General features: G+C 66.5%; 7 protein-coding genes. 2 read left to right on the top strand and 5 right to left on the bottom strand.

What is annotated here, in order from left to right; translation table 11 throughout:
• The coding region (locus tag D577_RS13750) for a filamentous hemagglutinin N-terminal domain-containing protein (protein ID WP_038036391.1) at positions 1-4,677 on the bottom strand (4,677 nt) is incomplete at its 3' end.
• A 65-nt stretch (positions 4,678-4,742) separates the two neighbouring features.
• Positions 4,743-6,482 carry a ShlB/FhaC/HecB family hemolysin secretion/activation protein gene (locus D577_RS0113325; protein ID WP_244263476.1) on the bottom strand — a complete coding sequence of 580 codons (1,740 nt, stop codon included), beginning with the start codon at positions 6,480-6,482 and terminating at the stop codon, positions 4,743-4,745.
• Between the two features lie 215 nt (positions 6,483-6,697).
• Between D577_RS0113325 and D577_RS0113330 the strand changes: the two genes are divergently transcribed.
• Complete coding sequence (locus tag D577_RS0113330; RefSeq protein WP_026289086.1) at positions 6,698-7,642, top strand: isoaspartyl peptidase/L-asparaginase family protein; 945 nt, start codon at positions 6,698-6,700, stop codon at positions 7,640-7,642.
• Between the two features lie 62 nt (positions 7,643-7,704).
• Here the strand turns inward: D577_RS0113330 and crcB (D577_RS0113335) are convergent, their stop codons facing one another.
• Both crcB (D577_RS0113335) and crcB (D577_RS0113340) read right to left on the bottom strand, forming a co-directional pair.
• A complete protein-coding gene (crcB, locus tag D577_RS0113335) occupies positions 7,705-8,127 on the bottom strand; it encodes a fluoride efflux transporter CrcB (RefSeq protein ID WP_018947954.1) in 423 nt (140 codons plus the stop codon).
• Entirely contained in the window at positions 8,124-8,546 is a 423-nt protein-coding gene (gene crcB / locus D577_RS0113340; RefSeq protein ID WP_026289087.1) for a fluoride efflux transporter CrcB, read from the bottom strand. The genes crcB (D577_RS0113335) and crcB (D577_RS0113340) overlap by 4 nt, the downstream gene beginning before the upstream one ends.
• A gap of 110 nt (positions 8,547-8,656) precedes the next feature.
• On the opposite strand from crcB (D577_RS0113340), the gene ettA reads away from it, so the two are divergent.
• Entirely contained in the window at positions 8,657-10,324 is a 1,668-nt protein-coding gene (gene ettA, locus D577_RS0113345) for an energy-dependent translational throttle protein EttA (RefSeq protein WP_018947956.1), read from the top strand.
• Between the two features lie 45 nt (positions 10,325-10,369).
• Here the strand turns inward: ettA and D577_RS0113350 are convergent, their stop codons facing one another.
• Positions 10,370-10,957: a hypothetical protein gene (locus D577_RS0113350; protein WP_018947957.1), complete on the bottom strand. Its 588-nt coding sequence runs from the start codon at positions 10,955-10,957 to the stop codon at positions 10,370-10,372.
• Positions 10,958-11,134: the final 177 nt, after the last annotated feature.

Below are 11,134 nucleotides of genomic sequence, written 5' to 3' on the forward strand. Positions count from 1 at the left end.
GAGGCTCAGGCCTCCGGTGTCGGCCAGCGTGGCTTCCGCACTGCCGTCGTAGACCTTGTCTTCGGCGCTGAACTCGCCATCCAGCGTCACGGCACGCGGGTCAATGGTCGCCGTGGTGGTCGGCCAGTCAGTGCTCAACAGGGTGTAGTTGCTGGCCCGGCCTTCATCTCCGTCGGCCAGCTCCGCCTCGGTGAGGTTCACCGTGATCGCCTCGCCGGCATTGGCGTCGGCAAACGCCGCCGCCAGCTCCGTCAATGCCAGGTCTTCCCCGGCCACCAGGTTCTCGAGATTCAGACCTCCCGTCTCATCAACGGCCGCCTCGGTCGTACCGTCGTAGACCTTGTCCTCGACGCTGAACTGGCCACCCAGCGTCAGCTGCCGGCGATCAATCTGGTATTGGCCAGGCCCCTGAATATCCAAGTCATAGCCTTGCTGCGTTGACGCAATGCCGTGGATACGCTGAACGTCCTGCTCGCCTGCGTCCGCGCCGGCAAGGATCAGCGCCAGGCCCTCCACCGAAATCAGGCCCTGGTCCACTTCCTCTGCCACGCTCCAGGGGGTGTCGTCGCTCAGATTCACGACAACGCTGCCGTCGTACACCCGGCTTTCGCTTTCATCAAGCGTGAACGTGATGACCGCCTCGTCCTTGAAGAAAGCCCGCAACAACGGGTGGGCCGCCCCCTCGTAAAGCCGCCAGACGGTGTCGTCCCCGGCCTCGGTGCTCAACGACCAGCCCGCAAAGGTGTCACGATCCTGCAGTTGTTCGGTGGTACGCCCAGTGGCAAGCCCGCTGCCGTTGTCCTCCACGCCGGAGGTGTCGACATCCCAGTAGCTGTTCTCAACGTTGTTATCGCCACCTTCCTGATCGCCCGCGAAGCCGCCGACACGGGCATTCTCACCACCCTGCACGCTGCCGATGGAATAGGCCTCGCTCACGTTGTTATCGCCCGTGAGGCGGCCCACAAACCCGCCGGCGTGGGCCTGTTCGCCATTGCCCGTCTTTACGGAACCGGTGGCATAGGCCTGCTCAATGCTGGCGCCTTCCATGGCGCCCACGAGGCCGCCTGCGATGGCATCATCCCCCGTTTCAACATTTCCCGAAGCATAGACACCGGTGATTTGGGAACTACCGACAAAGCCCGCAAGACCGCCGGCATACACCGATTCACCCCCCGTCACGGATCCGGTGGCATAGGCGTGATGGATGTTACTGTCTTTGAGGGCACCCACCAGGCCGCCAACACGGGCACCTCCTCCCACTTCGCCGGAGACCGAGACACCACTCACGGTGGTGTTGTCCCGCAGGCGCCCGGCCAGGCCGCCGGTGTCGGCGCCGCCCAGGATAGAGACATCCTCCAGGGCAAGATCCCGCACAGTGCCCGATTCCACGACCCCGAACAGGCCCACGTGGTCCTCCTCGGGACGTTCGATGAACAGGTTACGGATGGCGTGCCCCTGGCCGTCCAGCTGGCCGATGAACCCGGTATCGTCGTCACCGACGGGGTTCCAGTTGCCCTCGGTCCCGAGATCCAGATCATCCACCAACTCGAAGTGGTAACCGGCACCCGCCACTTGGTGGATGTTGCGCAGATGAGCCGGACTGGCGATTTCGTAAGCCGATTGGTCGCCGTACTGGGTGCCCCCGTATCCGCCTCCGAACAGGGTGGCCATGGGCAACTCGCCATAATGCTCCGCGGAGGTCACTCCCGTCAGGTGGGGCAGACGACCCAGCCCATACCCGGCGATTGCGGCGCCATTCTCTACATCCTCAGCGCTCCATCCATCGACCCCGGCCAGGGCATCACGGATGTCGACGCGGCTTGCGCCGTAGACATCCGCATCCAACATGGCGTCGTCGGTGTTGGTCTCGTAGTCGTAGAAGGCATGAGTGGTGTGGAACTCGACGCCTTCTTCCACTTTCCCAACGAGGCCGCCAGCATAAGAATCACCCGTAACGGTGTTAGCGGCAAAGGCGTTAGTCAGTTGAATGCTCGCCGTATCCCTATCAGTGAGCTGGCCCACCAGCCCGCCTACGTGGCTACTGCCCTTCACCGTACCGGTGGCATACGCATTTTGAACATCCAGGCGATAGGGAATTGCTGAGTAAGGCGACGTTGCGCCGATCAACCCGCCGACGCGTTCATCCCCCGAGATATCGCCGATCACGTAGACATCGCGCATCACGTGGTCAGGGGACTCGCCCTCATGCCAAACCCCGACGAGGCCACCCAAGTCATCGCCACCGGAGACCGAGCCTGAAAAATAGGCTTGCTCCAGCGTGAATTCGCCGTCATCCGGAAGTTGCAGGGTTCCCACCAGTCCACCACCCTGGTCATCTTCGACGGTAATGTCTCCCGAAGCATGGACCCCGCTGATCGCCAACTGAGAGCCTGAGCGAGCGGCATACCAGCCAAAAAGACCACCTGCGAGGGTGCGACTCTCCAAAGTGACGGATGTATTCAGATCCTCAAATTCGGCCTCCGCGCCGCCATTTATATTCAAGCGTCCCGTCACGCCACCGGCGTCGCCGTTGGCACCGGTCACATCGCCCGATACAAGCACATTGCTCATCAAAAGCCGGGCTTCGCTGCCATCGGCTTCCAGCTTGCCACCCATACCCCCGGTGTAAGACCCCGCGCGGAAATTGTCCTCTTCCTGAGCATTCTCTACGGCTGTATCGACGATCCGGACTCGATCAATGGTTAGAGTTGCATCTTCGATCCTCGCGCTACCGAACACGGCTCCGACATAACTTCCCTGGTCGCTACTGGTGATGTTCCCCGTCACCCGAATGCCTTCCAGGTCAACGTCGCCGGTGTTTCGCCACAATCCCACCAGGGCTCCTACATAATCTGCTCCGGTCAAGTCAACCCCCTCAAGATTAACGTGCCGGAAGGAGGCGTTCTCGGCATGACCGAACAGCCCCACTTCATCCTCGTCCGGGCGGTCGATGGTCAGGTTGCCGATCGAGTTGCCCAGGCCGTCAAAACCGCCCGTGAAAGGGCTGTCATCGTCGCCCACGGGCTCCCAGCCTGCGTTTTCCGAAAAGCCGTCCAGATCGACGTCTCCGCCCAGCACATGGTCGGCGTCCAGTTCATCGCGCACCGCGTCCAGTTCGCTGGCGTCGGTGATGACGTTGTGTTCGATCTCGGCATCATCGGCGTACCGGGTACGGAAGGTGGACGCCCCGTCCAGGGAGATCCGGCCCGCGTAGTCGCGTCCCTCGTCGGTGGTATCGACATAGCCCCCCGCCATGTTCACGCGGTAGTCTCCCTCGGCGTCTCCCTGCGCGTATTCCAGGGTCAGATGACCGCCAGCGCTGGCATCCAGGTGGCGGTTGATCTCGATGTCGCGGTAGGCGGAGAGAGTAAGGGTGTTTTCACTCCACGCCACGTCGGCGTTGACGAAGATATCCCCGGCCCCCTCGCCCCCTTCTTCCGGGGTCTCGATGGTGACGCTGGTGGTCTCCAGCGCGCTCTCCAGGGTGTTGTTGTGGACGGTGGTCACGCCCTCCGCCAGTTCGTCGTCGTCCAGCTGGTCGCCGTCCTCGTCGCCTTCGACGATGTACACATCGGTGGGATCGATCACCCATTCGCCGGTCTGCCCCTGTTCGGCGTGGGTGGTGACTTCGATATCGGGGTCGATGTCCACCTGCGCGGCCGAGGTCTCGATGCGGCCGCCGTCACCACCGTCCGGAGCACTGGCGTCCAGGGTGCCTCCGGCGCGGACCTCGCCTTCCTCCATGCCGCCACTGAGCATGATCCGCCCGTCTTCACCCTCCTCGAGGGTGCGCGCCCGGACGGTGCCTTCGTTGTTGACCAGGTTGCGGTAGATGGCGTTTTTCGCCTGGGTGGTCATGACCACCTGCCCGCCGTCGGCCCGGATCAGTTCGCCGTTCTCGACCAGGGCATCCAGAACGCCGCGTTCGACGGTCACGGTGGTCAGGCCGTCCCCGTCGAAGTCGAGGGTGACCTCGTCCCCGGCGGCCAGCGCCACGTCGCCGCCGTCGTTGCGGATCTCGCCCTGGTTGCTCACCTCGTTGGCAATCAGCGCCACCACGCCGCCGGCCGCCTCGATCTCGCCCCGGTTCTTGATCCGGCCATCACTGCTCCCGCGGTTTTCGAAGTTCAGCCGCCCGTCGAGAAAATCCTCGTCGCTGATCTCCAGGGTGGAGGCGACCAGGCTGCCCACGTTCACCTGCGCACCCTCGCCGAAGGTAATACCCGCCGGGTTGGTCAGAAAGATCTGGCCGTTGGCCTCGAGCCGGCCCAGGATCTGGCTGGGGTTTTCGTCGAGAATGCGGTTGAGCGCGGCGCTGTCACTGCCGGGCTGATCGAAGCGCACCCCGGCATCCTCGCCAATATTGAAGCGCTCCCACTCGGTGATGATCCGCTCGCTGCCCTGCTCGATGATCAGTTCGTCGCCGTCACGGGTGAAGGTGGCATCGCCATGGGTCAGGCTCTCACCGTCGGGAAGCGCCCCGGGGTCCACCGCCCAGGCGGCGGAGGAGGCCAGCAGCATCAGACCGGCGACGGCACCGGTAACCGTACGCCCGGCCTTGCCCCGCCCGGGGGTGATCTCGGCCACGGCCACAAAGCTCTGGCTCTTCTCGCTCCACACCAGGCGGTAGGTGTGGTTCAGGGAGGCGGGACGGATGCGGTTCTTGCGGTCGTTCATGGCGATCACCAGGGTTCTCGTAACGCGTTTTCGAGGGTCGAGCGTGGTTGCGGGGTCGCTCCGGTTCAGAACCAGACCATGGCCTGGACCCAGAAGCGGGGGTCCCGACTGCGGCCGTCGGAGTCCTTGCCGGTCACGCTGCGGTCGTCCACGTCGTCATTCACCTTGAAGGCGACGCTGGCGCGCAGGCTGTAGACGCCCGGTCGATGCAGATTGGCGCCCACACCGGCCCCCTGGATCACGGGGGTGTTGGTCTCGTTGGCGTTCGCCGGGCTGTAGCCGTCCCAGCGGTCGCGGCGCAGGGTCACGCCACCGGCATCGTAGAAGGCGGTGAGCTGCAGACGGCTGTCGATGCCGTCGAGGGTGGCCGCGTCGTAACGGCCCTCCACGGTGGCCTGCCAGCCGTGGTCGCCGCTGATCTCGCCAGCCGGATAGGCGCGCACGCCGTGGGGCCCGCCCGCGCTGAACTGCTCGGCGGAATCCAGGTTGTCGAAGCTGTACTGCCCGGAGGCGCGCACCAGCAGGCTGAAATCATCCGTGATCCGCTGCAGCCGCAGGGCCTCCAGGTTGAGCTTGCGGAAGCTGCCGTGGGTTCTCGCCGTCTGGCGGTCGAGTTCACGGTCGAAGGCGTTGCCGGACCGGTCCAGATCGCCCACGGTGGCCGCCAGCCGGTAGTTGACCAGCCCCCCGTTGCCGATGTCGTCCAGCCAGTCTCCGTCCAGCGCGAGGGTGCCGGTGTGGTACACCCGGTCGCGAACGTTGTCGCCGGCCTGCTCGTCGTCCAGTTCGCGATACTGGTAACTGCCTTCCAGCGACAGGTTGCGCAGGCGGGAGCGGATCAGGGGGTAGGACAGCCCCGCCCCCGCGGTCAATGCATCGCCCTCATAGTCGAGATCGGAGAGCTCGCGGCCGAGCTCGTAGTCGAGATACCCCAGCTCCAGGTGCCCGCTCAGGCCGCTGTAGCCCAGCGGGGTGGTGTACTGAACATCCAGGTTGGTCATCCAGCGGGCGGCGGACACCATGCCGGTGAGCCGGTCCCCGCGGCCGCTCAGGTTGTTGATCGCGCCACGGGCGTTGAGCCGCTCCTCGCCGGTGTAGCGATTGCCGTAGTTGTCCGCCCACAGGGTGCCGGTGTAGCGGTCCTCCTCGCGGAAGTCGATGTCCATCCGCGTGGTGCCCGGCTCCCGCCCGGCCCGCAGACTGGAGCTGGCGCGAATGCCGGCGAGGTCGTTGAACAGCAGCATCGTCCGCTCCAGCTGCGCGGCCTGCACCAGCGCCTCCTGTTCCGGACTGAGCTGGTGATTGAGCATGCCGACGACCCGCTCGTCGCTCAGACGCACGTCCTTGTCCTCGAGGATGTGCTCCCAGGAACCGGCGTCCTCCAGCTCCCCGGTGCGGATACGGATCACGACCTCGCCGTCGCTCACGTCCTGCTCCGGCAGGTAGGCAAAGGAAAGGATGTACCCCTGCTCGCGCAGATGGCGGGTCACCCGCTCGGCCAGCTGCTGCAGGCCGTTGAAACCCAGCTCCTCGCCCAGCCGATCGGCCACCAGCGCCTGCAGCTCCGGTTCCTCGGCCAGCGACTCGTAGCCCTCGAAGACCACCCGCTCGAGCTCGATGCGAACATCGGTCTCCTCCATCGGCTCCGGCAACGCCTCGCGCTCGGGCATGCGCTCCGGCTCCCGTGGCACCTCCGGGCGGTCGCGCAGCAGGGTGCCTGCATCCGGCTCCACCTGAGCGTGGACCGGTACGCACAGACTGATACCCAGCAGCAACAGGAGAAGGGCTCTGGTCAGAGAGGACACCCTCTCAGTCCCGGCGAAGAATCCGGCAGCGTGCATTGATTCGATCCTTTCTTCACTGTCCGGGACACGCCCCGTCCGTGATTGGCAGACGAACAGATCTTGTGATCCAGTCGGAATTTTTGGCATTCCGCCACAGACCTCGGACCAATGCCATACTTCCGGTCAGCCAGGCGTTATCCATCCGTTAGTCACCACGGCCAGGCCGAGGAGGAACGATGACATCCGGGGCCTTCTCGCTAATGATCCACGGCGGCGCCGGGGAGCTGCGCGAGGCGCAGGACGCAGCGGCCGCCGAGGCGTATCACGCCGCGCTGCAGGGGATTCTGGAGGCCGGCCGCGAGCGTCTGGCGCGGGGCGAACGCGCCCTGGATACCGTGGAATACTGCGCCGCGCGGCTCGAGGACGAGCCCCTGTTCAACGCCGGGACCGGCGCCGCCCTGACCCGCGAGGGGTCCGTGGAGCTGGACGCCGCGATCATGGATGGCGCGGCTCTCGCTGCGGGGGCCGTCGCGGCGGTTCGCGGCATCGCCAACCCGGTCCGCCTGGCGCGTGCGATCCTCGAAGACGGGGAACACGTACTGCTGGTCGCGGACGGTGCCGCCGCCTTCGCCCGCGAGATGGGGATGGCGCAGGTGGACGAGGAGTCCCTGATCACCCCGCAGCGGCGGGAACAGCTGGAGCGCGCCCTGCGCCGGGGCCGGGTCACGCTGGATCATGACGAACCCGCGCCCGGGACCATCGGCGCGGTTGCGCGCGATCGCTACGGCCATCTGGCCGCGGCTACCTCCACCGGCGGGATGACCGGCCAGCGCCCGGGCCGGGTCGGCGACTCGCCCATCCCCGGCGCGGGCGTGTACGCGGACGATGCCACCGCCGCCATCTCCGCCACCGGGCACGGCGAGGATTTCCTGCGCAGCGTCTTCGCCAGGGACCTGGCCGACCGCATCCGCTACCTCGGTCTGGACGCCCGCGAGGCCCTGAGCACAAGCCTGCAGCACCTGCACGAACGGATCGGCGGCTACGGCGGGGCCATCGCGATCGACCATGCCGGGCGCTGCGCGGCCGGCACCACCACCCCGCGCATGCTCCACGGCTGGATCGAACACGGAGGCCCGACCCGGACCGGCGTCGAGCCCCCGCCTGTTCCGCCTGCCCCTTGACCGGACCACGCCGCGAGTCCCGGAACGGGGTCGCCCGCCGGACGGGCCTCACCCACCGGGGCTCAGCGTTCCCGCCGTTCCGCGGCCGCGTTCCAGTGCCGCCCCATGCGGCTGCCCAGCCAGACCCCCGCGATCCACAGCACCAGCGACACGGCCACGTACAGCGCGGCACGACCCGGATCGCCCGACTGCATCAGCCACAGGCTTTCCAGACTGAACACCGAGAAGGTGGTGAACCCGCCACAGAACCCGGCCAGCACGAACTGCCGGGTCACCGGGTCGGCCGGGCGACAGCCCTCCGGCGCACTGATCACCGCATACAGCCCGATCAGCCAGGACCCGGCGATGTTGACCGCGAGCGTATCCCAGGGGAACCCGGCGCCCACCAGGTGCAGCCCGCTCCACGACAGGCCGTAACGCGCCATGCTGCCCAGCGCGGCCCCCAGCGCGACGAACGCGGACAGCCGGACGTCATACCCCGTCATGCCGCCCCGCCGGCCGCGCGAGCCAGACCATAGCCCAGGGAAACCAGCGTCAGCCCGCCGGCCAGCGTCAGCAGGATGTAGAGCACCGCCGGGCGCAGGCCGTCACGCTCCGCCACGCCCACCACCTGCAGGCTGAACGACGAGACCGTGGTGAAACTGCCGAGCACGCCCACCACCAGCAGCAGCCAGAGCCAGGAGGTCAGCGCCGGCCCGGACACCCGGCCCAGCGCCAGGCCGATCATCAGCGCGCCGGAGACGTTCACCGCCAGCGTCCCCCAGGGAAACCGCCCCCCGCCGGTACGGTTGTCGATCCACTGCACGAGCCAGAAGCGCGCCAGTCCGCCCAGCGCACCCCCCGCCCCTACCAGCAACAGGACCTGCCACCACATGATCATCGAGTCATTTTCGGGGCCGGCCATTGCGCTGTCGAGCCACCGCCCGGCCCGCAGGCCGACCACCAAGCTTCCCGCCGGCCGGAATGGTAAAGTGCACGCCCTGATTACCCCGACAAACGCTTCGCAGGAGCATCATGGCGCAGTACATCTACACGATGAACGGCGTGGGCAAGATCGTCCCGCCGAAGAAGTACATCCTCAAGGACATCAACCTGAACTTCTTCCCCGGCGCCAAGATCGGCGTGCTGGGCTATAACGGGGCCGGCAAGTCCACCCTGCTGCGCATCATGGCCGGCGTGGACACCGAGATCGTCGGCGAGGCGCGGCCGCAACCGGGCATCGAGATCGGCTACCTGCCGCAGGAACCGCACCTCGATCCGGAAAAGGACGTGCGCGGCAACGTGGAAGACGGGGTCGCCTCGGTGAAGGAGGCCCTGACCGAACTGGATCAGGTGTACGCGGCCTATGCCGAACCGGATGCCGACTTCGACGCCCTGGCCGCGAAGCAGGCCGAACTGGAAGCGAAGATCGAGGCCGCCGACGGTCACAACCTGGACCGCAAGCTCGAGGTCGCGGCCGACGCCCTGCGCCTGCCGCCGTGGGACGCCGACGTGAACAACCTCTCCGGCGGCGAGCGCCGCCGCGTGGCCCTGTGCCGGCTGCTGCTGTCCAGCCCGGACATGCTGATCCTCGACGAGCCGACCAACCACCTGGATGCCGAGTCCGTGGCCTGGCTGGAGCGCTTTTTGCAGGAGTTCCAGGGCACCGTCGTCGCAGTCACCCATGACCGCTACTTCCTCGACAACGTCGCCGGCTGGATCCTCGAGCTCGACCGTGGCCAGGGCATCCCGTTCCAGGGCAACTACTCGCAGTGGCTGGAGCAGAAGGAAAAGCGCCTGAAGCAGGAAGAAAAGGCCGAGGCCGCGCGGCAGAAGGCGATGGAAGCCGAACTCGAGTGGGTGCGTTCCAATCCCAAGGGCCGCGGCGCCAAGAGCAAGGCCCGCCTGAAGCGCTTCGAGGAGATCGCCTCCAGCGACTACCAGAAGCGTTCCGAGACCAAGGAAATCTACATCCCGCCGGGCCCGCGTCTGGGCGACAAGGTGCTGGAGGTGGACAACCTGTCCAAGCACTACGGCGATCGCGTACTCTACCAGGGCCTGTCGTTCAACGTGCCGCGCGGTGCGCTGATCGGCGTGATCGGCCCGAACGGCGTGGGCAAGACCACCCTGTTCCGCATGATTTCGGGCCAGGAACAGCCGGACGACGGCACGGTCGACGTCGGCGAGACCGTCCAGCTGGCCTACGTGGACCAGAGCCGCGATGCGCTGGAAGACGAGAAGACCGTGTGGGAAGAGATCTCCGGCGGTCAGGACGTCATCCGGGTCGGCAACTTCGAAATGCCGTCACGCGCCTATTGCGGCCGCTTCAACTTCAAGGGCCAGGACCAGCAGAAGCGCATGAAGGAGCTCTCCGGCGGGGAGCGCAACCGCGTGCACCTCGCCAAGCTGCTGCAGAGCGGCGGCAACTTCCTGCTGCTGGACGAACCCACCAACGACCTCGACGTCGAGACCCTGCGCGCGCTGGAAGAGGCCCTGCTGGACTTCCCCGGCTCCGCCATCGTGATCTCGCATGACCGCTGGTTCCTCGACCGCATCGCCACGCACATCCTCGCGTTCGAGGAAGACGGCAACGTGGTGTTCTTCGAAGGCAACTACCAGGAGTACGAGGAAGACCGCCACCAGCGCCTGGGCACCGCGGCCGACCAGCCGCACCGGGTCAAGTACAAGCGCCTCGCGGACTGACCCCACCCTCCCCCGAAGGCCCGGCCCCGCCGGGCCTTTTTCGTTTCAGCGCCGGCGGTGCAGCCACCGCACCAGGCGGTGGGTGAGCCACCACATCACGGTGCAGAACAGCACCACGAACGCCAGCCAAAGCTCGGGCGCGACCCATTCCTGTGGCTGGCCATGCGGGCCCAGAACCCAGTTGAGATTTCTCCCTTCCTCCGCGACCGCGTAGCTGGCCAGCAGAACGCCCCAGCCAATCGGCAGCCACCACTTCCAGGCCTGCGCGTCGTAACCCAGGCGCCAGACCATCCACAGCAGCGCGAACGGCAACGGCAGGTGATAGAGGGAAAGCAGGCGCACGTGCAGCGGGATGTCGGTGTTGTACATGTAGTGCACGGCACCGATGACCGGATTGCCTAGCAGCAGCAGGCTGAGCACCAGGTCGAGGACCCAGACGAGCTCCGGCAGCAGGACCGCGACCAGCAGCATGGAGGCGAGACGCCGGTTTTCCAGCCAGGCGGCCGCGCAGCCGGCCACCAGCGCGATGGAGGACAGCCAGAGGAAATTCAGCGGCCCGTATTCCTGCAGGTACACCGGTACCAGCACGGCGAGGAAGGCGAGCCAGCTCAGCTTGAACCACAGCGGGATCATCGCGGGTCCGGACTCCGTTCGGCCAGCCCCCATCATGAAGGGTCACGCGGCGCGTGTCGTCGCGGTGGCAATGCACCCTCCTGCGGCCCGGGGGAAGGTGCCGCAGGAGGCCAGCCCCCCTGGCCGATCCGGCGCGGAGATTGCCCGAACGCACAATCGGCCGGAGGGCCGGCCTCC

This window comes from Thioalkalivibrio sp. AKL17, from assembly GCF_000377885.1.
GTDB classification, from domain to species: Bacteria; Pseudomonadota; Gammaproteobacteria; order Ectothiorhodospirales; family Ectothiorhodospiraceae; genus Thioalkalivibrio; species Thioalkalivibrio halophilus.